This is a genomic window from Sphingobacterium sp. UBA3519 (assembly GCF_002377215.1).
GTDB classification, from domain to species: Bacteria; Bacteroidota; Bacteroidia; order Sphingobacteriales; family Sphingobacteriaceae; genus Sphingobacterium; species Sphingobacterium multivorum.
This window is the reverse complement of the sequence record NZ_DFPI01000010.1, coordinates 34,610-52,841: the sequence shown is the minus strand read 5'-3', so window position 1 is coordinate 52,841 and position 18,232 is coordinate 34,610. Positions and strand designations below refer to the sequence as shown.

The following is an 18,232-nucleotide window of genomic DNA, read 5'->3' as shown; positions in this document are numbered from 1 at the left end:
TTACATTCAGGAAAATATTCCGTTTTTTTTTATAAAAATTGTATCTTGCACCGCATTTTGCTATGCTATGCATAAATTAACGAAATACAAGTATTTACACAATATAAACACAATAAGCAGACTATGGGATTAATGGGCTTTTTGCGTAACAAAGCTGGTGTCATCTTGACCGCAGCTATGGCTATCGCAATTTTAGCATTTTTACTAGGCGATGTCGTTCGAGGGGGAGCTCCTTTTTGGGCGAGACATCAAAATCGTGTAGGGGAAGTCAACGGAACTGAAATTGAATATCCTGAGTTCAGTAAGCAAGTTGAACAAACAGAGGAAATGTTCAAACAACAAATGGGCGGTGCAGTGACCCCTCAAATGCGGACCTACGCTGTTCAACAAGTATGGAATCAATTTTTATCAAGAGAAATCTTGAAAAAGGAAATTGAAAAAATCGGTTTGACTGTCGGTAAAGACGAATTAAATGATTTAGTGCAAGGTAACAACCCTTCACCTCAAATCGTTCAAGCGTTTACCAACCCACAAACAGGACAATTTGACCCGAGTCAACTGCGTGCTTTTATCACCCAAATGAACACATCAGGTAACCAACAAGTGGCTGAACAATGGGAGGAACTACTGAAAGGCGTTAGAGATGAGCGTTTAAGCAGCAAATATGGCGAATTGCTTTCTAATAGCGTATATGTTACTTCTTTGGAAGCAAACGAAGAATACCAAGAGCGTAATAAACTAGCAGACTTCAAATACATTCTTTTGGATTACGCTTCTGTTAAGGATGCTGATGCCAAATTGACTGATGCAGATTACCAAGAATATTATAATGAGCATAAAAGTATGTTCAAAACACAAGAGGAAACACGTGCGATCCAATACGTAATGGTGGATGCAAAACCTCTTGCAAAAGATTCATTGGCCGTAAAAGAGACGATCAATAAATTGAAACAAGATTTAATCGTTGCTAAAGATGACTCTTTATTTGCTTCGATCAATTCAGACAACAAATTTCCGTTTACTTATGTGAAAAAAGGACAGTTGAGTCCTTCATTGGATTCCGTTGTCTTCAATGTTGCGGCCGGAACAACTGTGGGACCTTTCTTAAACAACAATGCGTATGAAATTGCAAAAGTTGTTTCGACGATCGTAAGCCCTGATTCTGTGAAAGCATCACACATACTATTGGATCCTGCTGCCGAAGGTGGAATGGATAAAGCATTGGCGAAAGCAGATTCGATCAAAGGATTGATTCAAAAAGGAGACAATTTTGCGGCATTGGCGGTTCAATTCAGCAAAGATCCAGAGAGCAAAACCAACGGTGGCGAGCTGGGTACTTTAACAAGAGGCCGTATGGCTCCAGATCTTGAGACAGCCATCTTCGAAAGTAAAACAGGCGATATCAAAGTTGTAAAATCACAATATGGTGTCCATGTCATTAAAATTGAAAAACAATCAGGAAGTTCAAAATATGCAAAAGTTGCTATCATTGACAAAGTGATCAACAGCGGAAAAGAAACGTTGAACAATGCACATAGCAAAGCAACAGCATTCTTATCTGCAGCTACAGCACAGAACTTTGCTCAAGAAGCGAAAAAAATTGGTCTGGAAGCAAAAACAGCCTCACGCGTAACAGCGATGGACAATGTATTAGATGGCGCCGAAGCTCCACGTGATTTAATCAAATGGGCTTTCGAAGCTAAAAAAGGCGATATTTCAGATAAAGTTTTCGAAACTGAAACCTCTTATATCTTAGCAAACTTGGTCGACATACAGCCTAAAGGAACTCTTTCCTTGGATGCTGTTAAGAAAGATATCGAACCTGCAGTAAGAAATATGGTTAAAGCTAGAATCTTGAAAGATAAATTTGACAAGGCTTTAGCAGGTACATCTTCTATTGATCAAGTAGCACAAAAAGTTGGTAAAGCAGCTATTCACGTTGAAAATGTTGTCTTCGCAAATCCAGTTATTCCTGGTGTTGCATTAGAAAACAAAGTGGTTGGTACTGTTTTTGGGCTACAGCCAAACAAACCTTCCAAAGCGATTGAAGGCAATACCGGTGTATATGTTGTACAAGTAAATGGTTTTACCAATCCTGCCGCGATTTCGGATATCAACGGACAAAAGAAACAAATGCTTGCAGCTAAAGCACAACGCGCTTGGGGATCTATTTTCCGCGCTTTACAAGACAAAGCTGAAATCATTGACAATAGAGTGAAATTCTTTTAAAAGATTTTTAAGTAAATTTGTAGCCGGACGAATTATCGTCCGGCTTTTTTTTTGATGTAAATATGGATATTCAAACAGCTATTGTCAACAAAGTTGCGCAAAGTGGGTTAGTCACAGTTGACCTGGCCAACTACCATCCTAAAGCAGACAATGTAGTCTATGATATTAAGGATAATCTCTTCCATGGCTTGATTCTTAAAGAAAAGGATTTCCGAGAATTCATTAAGACACACGACTGGTCGCAATACGAAGGTAAACATGTCGCAATTACGTGTACTGCCGATGCTATTGTTCCGACCTGGGCTTATATGTTATTAGCCAACAAATTGGAACCCTATGCGAAGACAGTTATTTTTGGGGATTCAGAGGAGTTGTTGCGTATGCAGTATGCTGCGGCAATCGAACAGATTGACATGGAACAATTTCGAGATCAACGTGTGGTTGTGAAAGGTTGTGGTGATATTTTTATTCCGGAGTCTACCTTTGTGCAGTTTACGGTAAAATTGAGTAAGGTAGCAAAGAGTATTATGTATGGTGAACCCTGTTCTACGGTCCCCGTATTTAAGCGGACACAGCCTAAATAACTCAGCTCAACATAAGTATATGTCATCGTCCATGAAGGTCTCATTAACTCCAAAAGTTAAATTTATTTGAATGAAATTAACATTTCTTTTTCAAACAAATTTCGTAAACTTACGTACATGAAACTTATATCGACTTTGCTCCTTTACTTATCCGTTATCGTAAGTACTGCTTTCGCTCAAGATTTACCGCATTTAAAAGAATCGGCATTTAAAGGTGGCGAGAAATTAAAATATAAACTCCGTTATGGCTTTATTTCAGCCGCAACAGGGACATTAACCGTTGAGGATACCAAGGATGGAGCCGGAAACCCTTCCTTTCATCTATACGCTGCCGGCAAAACAGCTGGCGCCTTTGCCATATATACGGTGAGAAATGAATACAACTCGTATATCAATAGCAAGACATTTTTACCGTATTACTATACGGAAAACATTCGTGAAGGAGGATATAGACGGAACGATAAGGTGCGCTTCAACCAGGAGACAAATAGTGTTGTAGGCAACAAGGGGACTTTCAATTCGAAGGTAGATCAGACTTTCGACTTGCTTTCTTCCTATTATTTCGCCCGAAATCTAGATCTGTCGACTGTTAAACCAGGAGAATCTTTTAAGCTGACTTATTTTTTGAATGATGAGATTGCCACCTTAGGCATACAATATATTGGAATAGAAAAAATAAAAACGGAATTAGGCACTTTAGAATGTCTCAAATTCAGTCCTGAGATTAAACCAGGACGTATCTTTAAAAAAAATAGCAAGCTTTATCTGTGGGTAACCAATGATGGCAACCGTATTCCGGTCAAAGCCAATGTAGATATTCTAATCGGTTCGGTAACACTGGAATTACTCGAAGCCAGTGGATTAAAATACAAATTGGGACAGAAAGCAAGCTACTCAAAATAATTAGAATGATTGAAGTAGGAAATGTATTGGTGCACGAAGATCTAATCAACAATGACTTTGTGTGTAATTTATCAAAATGTAAAGGAATTTGTTGTATTGAAGGCGATTCAGGCGCACCTTTATTGGAGAGTGAAAAGGCTATATTGGAGGAGATTTATCCCAAAGTAAAGCCCTATATGACCGAGAAAGGTATTGAAGCGATTGAAGAGCAAGGGAAGTATGTTGTCGATATTGATGGCGATCTAACGACCACTTGTGTTGATGGGAATAAAGAATGTGCCTATGTGACCTGGGAAAATGGCATTACAAAATGCGCTATCGAAAAAGCTTACGAACTTGGCGAGGTGCATTGGCGAAAACCCGTTTCGTGTCACCTCTATCCTATCAGGACAACACATTACCCCGAATTCGACGTACTTCACTATGACCGTTGGCATATCTGTAAAGATGCATGCTCATTTGGTAAAGAATTACAGGTCCCTGTATTTAAATTTTTAAAGGATCCTCTCATCCGAACCTATGGTGAGGAATGGTACAAAAATCTTGAGAAAGCAGTCGAAGAGTTGTAACAAAATCACTATCTTTAAGCTTTAACTATTTTGGTATTTCACCCCAATTCATGTCAAAATTAAGAGAGATCCAACGTCCTATTGCCCATGAACTTGAGGCTTTTGAAAAAAAATTCAAAGCTTCAATGAAAAGCTCCGTCCCCTTGTTGGATCGCATTACACAATACCTGATCAAACGTAAAGGCAAACAAATGCGGCCCATGTTTGTGTTCTTTTCTGCTGGGATATGCAACGGAATCAATGAATCCACCTACAGAGGAGCTGCTCTCGTAGAATTGCTGCATACCGCATCACTCGTACATGATGATGTGGTAGACAACTCCTACGAACGCAGAGGTTTTTTTTCCATCAATGCTTTGTGGAAAAATAAAATTGCTGTTTTGGTGGGTGATTTTCTGCTGTCAAGGGGCCTGCTCCTTTCTGTAAAACATCAGGATTATCACTTACTAAAAATTGTATCGGAAGCTGTTGATCAGATGAGCGAAGGTGAATTGCTTCAAATCGAAAAGGCCCGTAAACTGGATATCGAAGAGTCTATTTATTTTGAGGTCATTCGAAAGAAAACAGCTTCGCTGATTGCCTCTTGCTGTGCCTGTGGATCGGCTTCTTCGAATGCAGATCAGGAGACAATCGACAAGCTCCATCAATTTGGTGAAAAGATCGGAATTGCATTTCAAATCAAGGACGATTTATTCGACTTTGGTTTAGATGACGTTGGCAAACCACTCGGCAATGACATCAAAGAGAAGAAAATGACCTTACCGTTAATCTATGCCTTGAATCAAGTGACTTCAAGTGAAAAGCGAAGGATCATTAATTTGATTAAAAACCATAATGAAGACACACACAAAGTGGCTGAAGTCATCGACTTTGTCCGCCAGAGTGGTGGGCTCGAATACGCTACAAATAAGATGCTGGAATACCAACAAGATGCTTTCCGGATCTTGGAAGACTTTCCCGACAGTGAATACAAATCGGGGTTGGAGCAACTGGTAAAATATACAACAGAAAGAAAAAAATAAAATGAGTCACGAATTAATGTTTTTTGGCGGATTCCTCATCTTTATTGCACTTATGCTAGCAATAGATCTAGGCTTATTCTCCAAAGGCGACAAACCTGTTAGCCTAAAGATGGCTAGCATCATGAGCGCCATCTGGGTCTTATTCTCCTTGGGTTTCTATTGGCTTCTCCGTCACTATGGATTTGAATTGCACAATATCCATGACTTGGACCACCTTCAAGAAATCATTACCAAACACCACCACGATATTAAAATCATTCCCGGTGATTTAGCGGCGAGTCTCGAGCTCTACAACAAAAACCTTGGTCTGGAATATATCACCGGTTACGTTGTGGAATATGCCCTATCCGTAGATAATATCTTTGTGATGGTATTATTATTTACTTCTTTTGGCATTCCGGAGCGCTATTACCATAAAGTTTTGGTGTGGGGAATTTTGGGCGCAATCATTATGCGTTTCTTGTTTATTTTCCTTGGCGCAACCCTTATTGCTAAATTCGGCTGGATCCTCTATGTTTTTGGCGCTTTCTTGGTCTTTACAGGGGTCAAAATGTTTATCAACCGTAACCAGGACGAAGAAGTGGATCCACAGAATCACCCGGTCGTTAAATTTGCTTCCCGATACTTTAAGGTAACCCCCAAATTAGATGGTGGACACTTCTTCCATGTAGAGAACGGCGTGAAATATATGACACCGCTATTTCTTGTACTGCTGGTCATAGAATTTACGGATTTGATTTTTGCTGTGGATTCTATCCCTGCAATTTTCTCGGTTACCAAAGATCCCTATGTTGTATTTTTCTCCAATATTTTTGCAATACTTGGATTGCGGTCGATGTTCTTCCTTTTGGTCAATATCATCCACAAATTCCAATACCTCAAAGTAGGTTTAGCATTTTTGCTGGTCTTCATTGGTTTAAAAATGCTGCTGCATCATTGGTTGGCCGAAGTAGGTTTTACAACAACGCATTCGTTGATCGTTATTGTCGGCATACTTGCATTGAGTATCATTGCTTCGCTGCTTTTTCCGAAAAAAGCTGAACCGACTGATTAAACGACTATTGAAAGCGTACCGACGGTCATTATTCGGCGATAAACTCCGGTAATCTGCGCGAAATTACAAACGATACAGAACACCATGGTCAGAAAGAAATTTCTGACCATTTTTATGTGATATTATGCTTTATGCATATCCTATTCTCCAGCAAAAGATTGCAGAAAAACAGCAGATTTTTAAGAACAATTATTTTACAGAGGAATTTACCTTACTAAATTTTATTTATTTAATTTAGCACCACACTAAATTAACAAAATACTAACAATGAATTGGAATAAAACGATTGTACTAGCTGCTTCACTTTTCGCAGCTTCATTCCAAGTACAAGCACAAGACAACTTGATCAATGCGCTAAAAGCAAATCAAAATGACAATAGCAAATCTGGATTTACATTTACTGAAGTTATCAATCTGGGTAACACATCCATCAAAAACCAAGGTTCATCTGGTACGTGTTGGTCTTATTCAGGTAATTCTTTCCTGGAGTCAGAAATGATCCGTATGGGTAAAAAACCAGTGGAGATCTCACAAATCTATACCGCGCGCAACACGTATTTAGATAAAGCACGCACGTATGTACGCCTTCATGGCGGATTGTCATTGGGTGAAGGTGGTCAATTCCATGATGTGTTGAACTCTTTCCGTAAATATGGTACAATGCCGCAATCGGCTTACACAGGTCTTCACTACGGTACTACACGTAACAACTTTGGTGAAATGACCAATATGTTGGATGCGATGTTAGGGGCAGTAGTAAAGGGTAAAACGTTAACGCCAAACTGGGAAAAAGCGTATACCGCTGCGATGGATTCTTATCTTGGGGAAGTACCTGAGAAATTTGACTATAACGGTAAATCCTATACACCGCGCACCTTTGCAGATCAGGTAATCGGTATCAATCCGGATGATTACGTGGGTATTGCTTCGGTAACTGACCACCCATACTACAGCCAATTCGTATTGTTGATTCCAGACAACTGGTCATTCGACCGTTTCTATAATGTTAAGATGAACGATTTAACGGACATTATTGACAACGCTTTACAAAAAGGTTATACGGTAGCTTGGGCTACTGACGTATCAGAAAAAGGTTTCTCTTGGAAAAATGGTGTAGCTTATGTACCAGAAAAACCTTTCGAGGAAATGACAGATCAAGAAAAGTCCACAATGTTTGTTGGTCCTAAACCAGAGTTAAAAGTAACACCGGAAGAAAGACAAAAAGCTTTCGACAACTGGCAAACTACAGATGACCACGGTATGCATATCGTAGGTCTTGTAAAAGATCAAAACGGAAAAGAGTATTACATCGTTAAAAACTCTTGGGGTACAACAAATGACTACCATGGTTATTTGTATGCATCAAAAGAATTTGTACGATATAAAACAACTTCTTTGATGTTACATAAAGACGGTCTAACAAAAGATTTAAAATCGAAGATAAATATCAAATAAGCGATTTATCAGTCCACGAAAACACCTCTGAAATTAATACTTCAGAGGTGTTTTTGTTTTCAGATTAATTTAATAACTTAAACATAATTATGAATCTTTTGTTGAGTGAGTATGAGAAGTATAATCGCGTTATGCCTTACAATTTTATTCGGGAATTTGGCTCAAGCCCAGACTAAGGGAGTGAAATTTGTAGAAGGGTTGAGTTGGAAGCAGATAAAGGAACGGGCACAAGCTGAGAACAAGTTTATCTTCGTAGAGCTATTTGCAACCTGGTGTGGCCCATGCCAATATATGAGCAATGAGATCTTTCCCCTAGAGCAGGTGGGGCAGCCAATCAATCAGAACTTCATTAGTGTAAAAGTGCAAATGGATTCGACAGAGTCCGACAATGCCAATGTCAAAAAATGGTATGCCGATGCGCGTGCTATTTCCAATGAATACAATATTCAATCCTTTCCCACATTTCTTATCTTTAATCCCGATGGGCAGGCGGTACACCGGATTGTCGGTGCAAGTGATGCTCCCGAATTTGTCGGACATGTGATGGATGGACTAAATCCCGAAACACAGTATTACACGCTGTTAAAAAAATTCGAGAAAAGACCCCAAGATATTTATACGGCCAAGCAGATGCTGAAAGCAGCAAATATCGCTTACGATGAAAATACTGCACGAAAGGCAGAAAATACCTTAGCGAATTCATTGGGTACGGATGAGTTATTCAAAAAAGAAAATGTCCATATTTTATTGGCAGCTGCCAAATTCACCAATTCAAAAGCTTTTAATCTTATTCGCAACAATAAAGAGAAAATCGATATTCTATTAGAGTCACCAGGTATTGCCAACCGCACCCTGGCTAATGTTGTCGTCAACGAATTATTTCAGATTAAGATTGATGCCAAACATGAACCCAACTGGGATAGTTATCAGAATGAACTCGCTGCAAAATATCCAGACATCGATTTCATCCCGATGTTCAAGAAAATAAAAGCACACTATTACCTTCAGGTGAAGAATTACGTCGCCATGAAGAATACCATCAATGATTACCTTTCGTCAGAAGATTTTACCCCACACCAATTAAATACCTTTGCCTGGACTATTTTTAATAATAGCAGTGATACTGCATGTATTGAATCCGCGTTAAGCTGGAGCAAGAAATCCATCCTTGAGGATCCAAGCAGTGCATTTTTGGATACCTATGCAAATCTGCTCTATAAGAAAGGAGAAAAAGAAAAAGCCATAAAGTGGCAAAACAAAGCGATCGAAATGGCCAGTGAGGACGATCGTCCTATCTATCAAGAAACACTGGACAAAATGATGAAAGGAATAAAAACTTGGGAAAACTAAACCTATCCCGACCAATACGAACGATTAAATTAAAAATCCAAAATACCAACATTATGAAAAAATTGATTTTAATGCTATTTCTAATTCCAACCCTCCTATTTGCGCAGAGCGAAGGGGTCAAATTTGAGCATGGGCTCAATTGGAGTCAGATTAAAGAAAAAGCGGCTAAAGAAAACAAATTCATTTTTGTAGACTGTTTTACAACCTGGTGTGGCCCCTGTAAATATATGTCGAGTACCATCTTCCCACAAGCCAAAGTAGGCGATTTTTTCAATGCTAAATTTGTCAATGCAAAAATTCAGATGGATAAAACTAAGAATGACAATGAAGATGTAAAATCATGGTACGAAGAGGCCGATCGTTTTGCCAAAGAATATAAAGTTAGAGCCTACCCAACTTTTCTGATCTTTGACTCAAAAGGTACCCTTGTGCATCGTATCGTAGGTGGTGGTGAAGCGGACGATTTTATAGCGAAAACACAAAAATCACTTGATCCAAATACACAATATGAAACACTATTGGCAAAATTCAATGCCGACCCAACAAATGTAAACATCGCCAAAAGTATGGCTATAGCTGCCAAAGAAGCTTATGATCAAGAGACACAAGCAAAAGCGGAAGGAGTCGTATTAGCGTCCTTGTCTACGGATCAAATCTTTACAAAGGAGAATGTTAGTTTATTACTTTCAGCGGCGAATGTTGTCGATTCTAAGGCTTTTAATTTAATCAAAGACAATCCTGCTAAATTTGATGTCGTTAGTGAAAAAGTGAAAGCAAATGACTTCCTCTCCCAACTGTTGGTTAGTAATGCAGTAAACACCAAAATTCGTGCAAAGGAAACAGTTGATTTTACGAGCATAGAAAAAGAATTGGCGCAAAAATATCCGACTGTGAATACAGAGAAAGCAAGTCTCGAAATGCAACCACGTTATTATGGTTATACCAAAAATTACCCTGGTTTAAGAGATAGCTTCAATAAATACATTGCAAAATATGGTTCAACCATTACCGCTGCAGAACTAAACAACATGGCGTGGTCCATTTTTGAAAACTGCAATGACCCAGCGTGCCTAAAAGCAGCAGCTGAATGGAGCAAATTATCCAACGAAAAAGAAAAAGATGCACCCATGTATTTAGACACTTTTGCAAACATATTATATCGCCTCGGAGAAAAAGAAAAAGCAATTAAAACGCAAGAAAAAGCGATCTCACTCATTACCGATGCTACTCAAAAAGAAGAATATGTAGCAACATTACAAAAAATGAAAAAGGGTGAAAAGACCTGGCAATAAGAAGATATTCGAATAGTCAATGAATAAAAAAAGCCGCAATCAAATTATTGATCGCGGCTTTTTTATGGAGAACAAGACAGACAATATGTTGAGTCTTTGACTGCTGTCCGCTTATTTTAATTCTTTAATACCCATATTCCAAAGGGCAAAAGCATATTTATCAACTGTACTATTGATCAGGACTTCTGTTGACCTTCCCGCACCGTGACCAGCTTTTGTCTCAATACGAATCAATACAGGATTATCACAAGCTTGTTTTGCCTGTAGTTCGGAAGCAAACTTATAGGAGTGCGCCGGTACCACCCGATCATCATGATCTCCCGTAAAGACCATCGTCGCTGGGTAACAAACTCCAGTTTTCACATTGTGCACCGGAGAATATGCTTTCAGATAGTCAAACATTTCTTTGCTATCATTGACTGTACCATAATCATAGGACCAACCTGCACCAGCTGTGAAGGTATGATAACGCAACATGTCCAAAACACCGACCTCGGGAAGTGCGACCTTGGCTACTTTGGGATCTATTGTCATTGTTGCCCCCACGAGCAAACCACCATTGGATCCCCCCGATAAAGCGGTGTACTCGGGTGATGTATAACCATTCTCCTGAAGATAATGTGCGGCGGCAATAAAATCATTAAACACATTCAACTTATTGAACTGTCTGCCGCCATCATGCCATTTCTGACCATATTCGCCGCCCCCACGTAAATTCGGAACAGCATAAACACCGCCATTTGCCAACCACACCGCAACGGAAGTACTAAAGGCAGGTGTCAAGCTGATATTAAAGCCGCCATAACCATACACAATCGTCGGGTTTTTCCCATTCAAGACAATCCCCTTTTTGTACGTAATAATCATCGGAACCTTAGTACCATCTTTGGATGTGTAGAAAACCTGTTTCGATTCATACTGATCGGAATCAAACTTCACCTTAGGTTTGATATAAAGTGCAGACTGACCAGAATTCACGTCAAACTTATAACTTGAAGAAGGCGTAATGTAATTTGAAAAACCAAAATAAATTTCTTTTTCCTTTTTCTTGCCCGAAAAACCACTCGCTGTGCCTACACCTGGCAATTCTATTTGCCGAATCTTTTTACCGGTATAATCATATTGAATCACCACTGAAACCGCATCTTTCAAATAATTTGCAAAAAGATAACCACCTCCGGTGCTGATCGAAAGCACATTTTCAGTTTCTGGAATAACATCTTTCCAGTTCTCCTTTGCAGGATTCTTCAAATCCACTCTTACCAAACGGTTGTTGGCAGCCTTGTAGTTTGTCTCCAATAAGAAACTATCCCCAATATTGTCAACGACACCTGTATTGGCATCAAAATGATCTTGTAGGCAGACAATCTTGCTATTCGGTTGCTGGAGATCCTGATAATAAAGTTCATTTCCTGTTGTCGTATTTGCAGCTGAAATAATCAGGTAACGTTGATCGTCTGTTAATGAAGCACCGACATAACGTCTCGGTGTTGCAGCACCGCCAAAAACCAATTTATCTGTAGACTGAGCTGTTTTAAGTTTATGGTAGTATAATTTATGTTGGTCTGTTTTTTCAGAAAGTTCAGATCCCTTTGGCTTATCGTAACTCGAGTAATAAAAACCATCGTTTCCTTTCCAAGCAATACCAGAGAATTTGACATCTACTAATATTTCTCCCACAGGCGCCTTATCTTTGGCATTCAGTACAATGACTTTCCGCCAGTCCGATCCCCCTTCAGAAATAGAATAGGCGACTAAACTCCCATCCTTTGAAAACGAAACATCGGCCAATGAAGTCGACCCATCTTTCGAGAACGTATTTGGGTCCAAGAAAACTTCTTCTGCTCCTCCCTCCCCCAGTTTACGGTAGAGGACAGCATGTTGCTGCAAGCCATTATTCTTAAAAAAATAAGTGTACTCGCCTTCCTTAAACGGGGTTCCTATTTTTTCATAATTCCATATTTCGGTTAATTGATCTTTTAATTTTGTACGGAATGGAATAGCATTCAAGTAGTCAAAAGTCACTTTATTCTCTGCCTGTACCCAGCTTTTTGTTTCAGCTGAACGATCATCTTCCAACCAGCGGTAAGGATCGGCTATCTTTTCACCCCAAAATTCATCCACGACGGTTCCTTTATTTGTCGTCGGATATGTCAACTGTTGTCCATAACCAGTCGTCGCTGTACCTGCCATACCTATCATCATTAGGATAAGACCAAAATTCTTATTTATCATAAAACCTTATACTTGTTTCAACCAATCTAAGTTTTATTCACTTAGCATTTGAAAATTCAATTTGAGTTGAATATAAACAAATTTATCGACCTCTTACCTACCTCAGGCAGTTTTTTCTCTTCCTCGAATAATAACTAAAAAGCCTAGATTCATCACTTCCCGCTTGTCCTTTACGTTAGCATCCAAACTACCTAAATCAAAGCGAATAAATAAACAAAACATGGGCCGCTCATAGTAGCGTTAGATACATTTCTGCAGCGTATATTTTTATCACAACCGAAATTTCTTTAGATTTATTTAAATCTTGAAAATATTATAACCATGTTTAAAAAAGTCATATACCTTTCTTTGTCGATTTCCATTCTTCAAATCGGAATAAGCGAAGCACAACAATTACCTATAGATCAGCAATATCGAGCCACCCCTACCAAGATCAATGATCTTGTCCACACCAAACTCGATGTACGTTTTGACTATACAAACCAATTTCTGAATGGCAAAGAATGGGTCACTTTACAACCCTATTTCTACCCAACAGACTCCCTCCGCCTTGACGCAAAAGGCATGGATATTAAACAGGTATCTTTGGTCAATGGCACACAAATGATTCCCTTGAAATATACCTATGATGATCACTCTCTACTGATTAAGCTCGACCGGAATTACCTTGCAAAGGAGCAATATACAGTATACCTCGATTATACCGCAAAGCCCAATTTATTGAAGGCGCAGGGCAGTGCAGCAATCAACGATGCTAAGGGGCTTTATTTTATCAATCCAGATGAACGCACACCCAACAAACCTCGTCAAATATGGACACAGGGCGAGACTGAAGCATCATCAGCCTGGTTCCCGACAATTGATCGCCCCAACCAAAAGACGACGGCTGAAATCTCCATGACCGTTCTTGACAATTACGTCAGTTTATCGAACGGTGCATTGAGCAATCAACAGAAAAATAGTGATGGTACACGTACAGATACCTGGAAAATGGATTTACCACATGCCCCATATCTATTTATGATGGCCGTTGGTGATTTTAAAATCTATCAGGACAAATACAACAATATCCCCGTTGACTACTACCTTGAACCGAAGTATGCACCCTATGCCAAAGATATCTTCGGAAAGACACCGGCCATGATGGATTTTTACAGCAAGACTCTAGGCGTTCCTTACCCTTGGAATAAGTATGCACAGATTGTCTGTCGCGATTATGTCTCAGGCGCCATGGAAAATACAAGTGCAACCCTACATGGCGAACATGTACAAAAGACAAAACGCGAATTGTTGGACGATAATCAGGAGGGAACGATTGCCCATGAACTGTTTCACCAGTGGTTTGGCGATTTGGTAACAGCAGAATCTTGGTCCAATTTGACCATGAATGAATCTTTCGCTACTTTCGGCGAGGTTATCTGGCGTGAGCACGATGGTGGTAAAGATCGTGGCGATAAATCTAGATTTGAAAAACTCCAGTCTTATCTCAAATCGACAAAAAATGGAAAAAGTCCGACTTTAGCCCGTTATTATTATCATGATAAAGAAGATATGTTTGATAATATCAGCTATGCAAAAGGTTCATTGATTCTCTATGCTTTAAAAGAACAAATGGGTGATGAAGCGTTCTATCAATCGCTGAAAAAATATTTGACAGACAATTCCTTTAAAACCGGCGAACCGCAACAGCTCCGTCTAGCGATGGAAGAGGTGACCGGAAAAGACTGGGCTCCGTACTTCAATCAATGGTATTACCAAGGTGGGCATCCAATTTTGAAAATCACGACAAGAAACGGAGAGAACAGTATCATCCTGAATGTAGCCCAAATTCAAGATTCAACCGTGCAGACATTCCAGCTTCCCTTAGCCGTCGATATCTATACGAAAAATGGGAAGACCAGACAGACCTTTCAACTCAACAAGCGGAATGCCCAATTTATGATTCCTTTACCTGCTGCTGTTGAATTTATTGATGTCGATCCCGAAAAAACACTCGTTGGTCAAATTCAAATCGATAAGTCAGATGCCGACTATCTGTATCAATATGAGCATGCACCTTCATTTGCTAACCGCGTCGGTGCGATTGCATACGCCTCAAAAAATCCGACAAATACCATCAGCCAGCAAATCTTAACAAAAGCATTGGCGGATACCGATGCGGATCTTGCTGCAACAGCAATTCAAGGGCTCGATTTAAGCAATCCCACGGTTCGCAAATCAACAGAAAAAACAATCTTGACACTTGCGGAGAAATCCGAAGCCTCTGTCATCCGCGCCTCTGCGATTCAAAAGCTCGCACAGACAAAAGATAAAAAATACAAAAGTCTAATTCTGAACGCTGTAAATGACAAATCTTATATGGTTATCGCAAGTTCAATCATGGCGATAAAAAGTGCTTATCCCGATCAACTTCAGCAGTCTTTGAAGCGCATTGACCCCGATGCCACGGAATATCTAAAGGCGCTCATCACCGAATTATCGAAATCATAGCAAATTATATTGTGGCGGCGAATTTTGTATTCGCCGCCATTTTTTTTAGTTTTGGCCACATGTCAACAAGAACAAAAATTTATTTTGCCTCCGACTTTCATCTTGGATCTTACCCCTTGGAACGTTCACGGGAAAGGGAGCTGCAAATTATACAGTGGCTGGACCAGATCAAAACAGATGCTGCGCAGCTCTATCTTGTTGGTGATATTTTTGATTTCTGGTTTGAATATGCCACGGTTGTCCCGAAAGGCTATATCCGCTTTTTGGGTAAATTAGCCGAAATTTCGGATCTCGGCATTCCCATTACTTTATTTAAAGGAAACCACGATATGTGGATGTTTGACTACCTCAAAAAGGAATTAAATGTTCAGATCATCGACAATGAGCTGGAATTAAAACTCAACGGAAAACACTTTTATATTCACCACGGCGATGGATTAGGTTCGGGTGATTACAAATACAAGGTACTCAAGAAAGTATTTCGGAGCCGTCTCTGCCAATGGTTATTTGCGCGGTTGCACCCAAATTTTGGAATCGGAATCGCGACACGCTGGTCCAAACATAGTAGGCTTTCGAATAATGAGGACGAAAAGTTTTTGGGTGAAGACAAAGAATGGCTGATTGGCTATGCAAAGGAGCTGGAGTCAACCCAACATCACGACTATTATATCTTTGGCCATAGACATCTTCCTTATGATGTTGAACTCAACTCCAATAGCCGTATTCTAAATTTAGGGGAATGGATCAATTACCATACCTATGCAGTATGGGATGGTGAAACTTTACGTTTGGAAAAATGGGCGAGCAAATCCTAATTTCTTTATCCGATTGCCTGAACGGTTACCACTTTCTAACGCCTGAAAGTGCTGTAAAATTGGAGCAGGTCAGTAAGAAAATCACAGCGAAAAGAAATAGCCTGCTGATCGAACAGGACAAAATTCAAAAAAATCTCTATTTTCTGGCTTCCGGATTAGCCCGCGTTTACTACGAGACGGCCAACCGTCAGATTACCCTGGATTTTGTTTCACCCGGTGGAACGCTCATATCCATGAATAGTTATGTCCATGATACCCCAGGTTATGAAAATATAGACCTTTTGGAGGACAGTGTTGTTTATCAGATAGACCAAAAGCAACTTTTTGATCTCTACGAAAGTGATATTGCCATTGCCAACTGGGGAAGAAAGATGGCTGAACTTGAATTTATCAAGGCCGAGCAACGAACCATGTCCAAGCTCTTTAATACTGCCCAAGAGCGCTATGCCGAGTTACTTCAAAAATACCCTCAATATATTCAACGGATCAAACTTGGTTACATCGCCTCCTATCTCGGTGTCAGTCAGGTTACCCTAAGCCGGATTCGCGCAAATATTCACACAAATTTTTAACATTTGTAAAAATTATTATCGCCCTAAAGCCGGATCTTTGTATCGAAACAAAAAATCAAAAAAGATATGAACTGGGTATTTTTAATATTGGGTGGATTATGTGAAATCGGCTTTACGACCTGCTTAGGTAAAGCCAAAGATGCGACCGGAAATGCGCAATGGCTCTGGTACGGTGCCTTTGTCGTATTCTTATTTGCAAGTATGGGCTTATTGATCAAAGCTACACAGACACTTCCCTTAGGCACAGCTTATGCTGTTTGGACCGGAATAGGTGCAGTAGGTACCGTTTTAATGGGGATCATCTTCTTTAAGGAGCCCGCAGATTTTTGGCGCATATTCTTTATTTTCACGCTGATTGCTTCCATCGTGGGACTAAAAGCAGTTTCCTCTCATTAATAGCAGGCTAGGTTGTTTAAAAGCAACAAAATTTCCTTACTTTTGTACACTCAATAGTAATCTAGGTCATACATTCCTAGAAGAAGCATTTTTGATATATGTTAGATAAATTACAAGCGATAAAAGAAAGATGGGAAGAAGTGGAAGCTGAATTGAGCAACCCTGATACCATGCAAGATATGAAACGTTTTGCCAAATTGAATAAAGAGTACAAAGATTTGGGCAAAATCGTGGATCAGTACCATATTTACAAAAATATGGTGAGTAATATTGATACCAATAAGGACATCATCATGAACGAGAAGGATCAAGAACTTCGTGAGATGGCTAAAGAGGAATTGGATCTTTTATACGTAGCAAAAGAAGAAAAAGAAGAAGAAATTCGCTTAATGTTGATTCCTAAGGATCCTGAAGATGCGAAAAATGCCATTATCGAAATTCGTGGTGGATCAGGTGGTGATGAAGCAGCCTTATTCGCTGGCGACCTTTACCGCATGTACACACGTTATTTCGAAACCAAAGGCTGGCGCAACGAAGTAATGGACGTTACCGAAGGAACTTCTGGCGGTTATAAGGAGGTGATCTTAAAAGTCATCGGTGAAGACGTTTACGGACAATTGAAATACGAATCAGGTGTACATCGTGTACAACGCGTTCCGGATACGGAGACACAGGGTCGTGTACATACTTCTGCAGCATCTGTTGCAGTTCTTCCTGAAGCTGAAGATGTCGATGTTGAGATCAATCCGGGTGATATTGAATTACAGACATCCCGTTCAGGTGGTGCTGGTGGACAGAACGTCAACAAGGTTGAAACAAAAGTGCAGTTGACGCATAAACCAAGTGGTATCGTTGTGGTTTGTCAGGTAGAACGTTCCCAATTAGCCAACCGTGAGTTAGCGATGGAGATGTTGCGGAACAAACTTTACGAGCTCGAGTTGAACAAAAAGAACGGCGACATCGCTGCAAAAAGAAAAACTTTGGTATCTACTGGAGACCGTTCGGCAAAAATTCGTACCTATAACTACCCACAAGGTCGCGTAACGGAGCACCGTATTGGAATGACGATGTACAACTTACCGGCAATTATGGACGGTGATATTCAAGGTATTATCGATGCATTGCAGTTTGCGGAGAATGCAGAGAAGATGAAAGACGGTCAAGTAGATTAGTTTTTTTTCAAAAAATCTTTGCAGATACGTAAACAAACGCTATATTTGCACACCTTCTGAGGAGAAGGGTTGAGGTCTGGTAGTTCAGCTGGTT

General features: G+C 39.8%; 15 protein-coding genes. 14 read left to right on the top strand and 1 reads right to left on the bottom strand.

The features are described from left to right. Window positions 1-123 precede the first annotated feature (123 nt). The 9 genes from B3297_RS04235 to B3297_RS04195 all read left to right on the top strand — a co-directional run bounded on the left by B3297_RS04235 (window position 124) and on the right by B3297_RS04195 (window position 10,458). Entirely contained in the window at window positions 124-2,229 is a 2,106-nt protein-coding gene (locus B3297_RS04235; protein ID WP_182983334.1) for a peptidylprolyl isomerase, read from the top strand. Between the two features lie 62 nt (window positions 2,230-2,291). Beyond that, the gene (locus B3297_RS04230) at window positions 2,292-2,813 is read left to right on the top strand and encodes a DUF2480 family protein (protein WP_286778469.1); all 522 of its coding nucleotides are present in this window, start codon (window positions 2,292-2,294) and stop codon (window positions 2,811-2,813) included. A 117-nt stretch (window positions 2,814-2,930) separates the two neighbouring features. Then, window positions 2,931-3,716: a DUF3108 domain-containing protein gene (locus B3297_RS04225; protein ID WP_070563318.1), complete on the top strand. Its 786-nt coding sequence runs from the start codon at window positions 2,931-2,933 to the stop codon at window positions 3,714-3,716. A gap of 5 nt (window positions 3,717-3,721) precedes the next feature. Beyond that, window positions 3,722-4,285 carry a DUF3109 family protein gene (locus B3297_RS04220; protein ID WP_070563316.1) on the top strand — a complete coding sequence of 188 codons (564 nt, stop codon included), beginning with the start codon at window positions 3,722-3,724 and terminating at the stop codon, window positions 4,283-4,285. Between the two features lie 50 nt (window positions 4,286-4,335). Beyond that, the gene (locus tag B3297_RS04215; RefSeq protein WP_070563314.1) at window positions 4,336-5,307 is read left to right on the top strand and encodes a polyprenyl synthetase family protein; all 972 of its coding nucleotides are present in this window, start codon (window positions 4,336-4,338) and stop codon (window positions 5,305-5,307) included. A 1-nt stretch (window position 5,308) separates the two neighbouring features. Next, window positions 5,309-6,361, top strand: coding sequence for a TerC family protein (locus tag B3297_RS04210; protein ID WP_115047120.1), 1,053 nt, complete (start codon window positions 5,309-5,311; stop codon window positions 6,359-6,361). A 267-nt stretch (window positions 6,362-6,628) separates the two neighbouring features. Continuing rightward, complete coding sequence (locus B3297_RS04205; protein WP_286752243.1) at window positions 6,629-7,816, top strand: aminopeptidase C; 1,188 nt, start codon at window positions 6,629-6,631, stop codon at window positions 7,814-7,816. 111 nt (window positions 7,817-7,927) lie between these two features. Next, entirely contained in the window at window positions 7,928-9,166 is a 1,239-nt protein-coding gene (locus tag B3297_RS04200) for a thioredoxin family protein (protein WP_070563305.1), read from the top strand. Between the two features lie 53 nt (window positions 9,167-9,219). Further along, window positions 9,220-10,458, top strand: coding sequence for a thioredoxin family protein (locus B3297_RS04195; RefSeq protein WP_286767610.1), 1,239 nt, complete (start codon window positions 9,220-9,222; stop codon window positions 10,456-10,458). A gap of 111 nt (window positions 10,459-10,569) precedes the next feature. Here the strand turns inward: B3297_RS04195 and B3297_RS04190 are convergent, their stop codons facing one another. Further along, window positions 10,570-12,693 carry a prolyl oligopeptidase family serine peptidase gene (locus B3297_RS04190; protein ID WP_286778468.1) on the bottom strand — a complete coding sequence of 708 codons (2,124 nt, stop codon included), beginning with the start codon at window positions 12,691-12,693 and terminating at the stop codon, window positions 10,570-10,572. A gap of 321 nt (window positions 12,694-13,014) precedes the next feature. On the opposite strand from B3297_RS04190, the gene B3297_RS04185 reads away from it, so the two are divergent. The 5 genes from B3297_RS04185 to prfA all read left to right on the top strand — a co-directional run bounded on the left by B3297_RS04185 (window position 13,015) and on the right by prfA (window position 18,138). Further along, the gene (locus B3297_RS04185; protein WP_286778467.1) at window positions 13,015-15,183 is read left to right on the top strand and encodes a M1 family aminopeptidase; all 2,169 of its coding nucleotides are present in this window, start codon (window positions 13,015-13,017) and stop codon (window positions 15,181-15,183) included. A gap of 59 nt (window positions 15,184-15,242) precedes the next feature. Next, a complete protein-coding gene (locus B3297_RS04180; RefSeq protein ID WP_070563293.1) occupies window positions 15,243-15,998 on the top strand; it encodes a UDP-2,3-diacylglucosamine diphosphatase in 756 nt (251 codons plus the stop codon). Continuing rightward, a complete protein-coding gene (locus tag B3297_RS04175; RefSeq protein WP_083295835.1) occupies window positions 15,980-16,570 on the top strand; it encodes a Crp/Fnr family transcriptional regulator in 591 nt (196 codons plus the stop codon). Before B3297_RS04180 ends, B3297_RS04175 begins: the two co-directional genes overlap by 19 nt. 66 nt (window positions 16,571-16,636) lie before the next feature. Beyond that, on the top strand, window positions 16,637-16,966 hold the full coding sequence (locus B3297_RS04170) for a DMT family transporter (protein WP_070563291.1): 330 nt from the start codon (window positions 16,637-16,639) through the stop codon (window positions 16,964-16,966). A 98-nt stretch (window positions 16,967-17,064) separates the two neighbouring features. After that, on the top strand, window positions 17,065-18,138 hold the full coding sequence (gene prfA / locus B3297_RS04165; protein ID WP_070563288.1) for a peptide chain release factor 1: 1,074 nt from the start codon (window positions 17,065-17,067) through the stop codon (window positions 18,136-18,138). Window positions 18,139-18,232 lie beyond the last annotated feature (94 nt).

Excerpts from the sequence above, each read along its gene's own strand:
- B3297_RS04195 (WP_286767610.1), top strand. The coding sequence starts at position 9,220 with ATGAAAAAATTGATTTTAATGCTATTTCTAATTCCAACCCTCCTATTT.
- B3297_RS04230 (WP_286778469.1), top strand. The coding sequence starts at position 2,292 with ATGGATATTCAAACAGCTATTGTCAACAAAGTTGCGCAAAGTGGGTTA.
- B3297_RS04210 (WP_115047120.1), top strand. The coding sequence starts at position 5,309 with ATGAGTCACGAATTAATGTTTTTTGGCGGATTCCTCATCTTTATTGCA.
- B3297_RS04220 (WP_070563316.1), top strand. The coding sequence starts at position 3,722 with ATGATTGAAGTAGGAAATGTATTGGTGCACGAAGATCTAATCAACAAT.
- B3297_RS04190 (WP_286778468.1), bottom strand. The coding sequence starts at position 12,693 with ATGATAAATAAGAATTTTGGTCTTATCCTAATGATGATAGGTATGGCA.
- prfA (WP_070563288.1), top strand. The coding sequence starts at position 17,065 with ATGTTAGATAAATTACAAGCGATAAAAGAAAGATGGGAAGAAGTGGAA.
- B3297_RS04205 (WP_286752243.1), top strand. The coding sequence starts at position 6,629 with ATGAATTGGAATAAAACGATTGTACTAGCTGCTTCACTTTTCGCAGCT.
- B3297_RS04200 (WP_070563305.1), top strand. The coding sequence starts at position 7,928 with ATGAGAAGTATAATCGCGTTATGCCTTACAATTTTATTCGGGAATTTG.
- B3297_RS04175 (WP_083295835.1), top strand. The coding sequence starts at position 15,980 with ATGGGCGAGCAAATCCTAATTTCTTTATCCGATTGCCTGAACGGTTAC.
- B3297_RS04170 (WP_070563291.1), top strand. The coding sequence starts at position 16,637 with ATGAACTGGGTATTTTTAATATTGGGTGGATTATGTGAAATCGGCTTT.
- B3297_RS04180 (WP_070563293.1), top strand. The coding sequence starts at position 15,243 with ATGTCAACAAGAACAAAAATTTATTTTGCCTCCGACTTTCATCTTGGA.
- B3297_RS04185 (WP_286778467.1), top strand. The coding sequence starts at position 13,015 with ATGTTTAAAAAAGTCATATACCTTTCTTTGTCGATTTCCATTCTTCAA.
- B3297_RS04225 (WP_070563318.1), top strand. The coding sequence starts at position 2,931 with ATGAAACTTATATCGACTTTGCTCCTTTACTTATCCGTTATCGTAAGT.
- B3297_RS04235 (WP_182983334.1), top strand. The coding sequence starts at position 124 with ATGGGATTAATGGGCTTTTTGCGTAACAAAGCTGGTGTCATCTTGACC.
- B3297_RS04215 (WP_070563314.1), top strand. The coding sequence starts at position 4,336 with ATGTCAAAATTAAGAGAGATCCAACGTCCTATTGCCCATGAACTTGAG.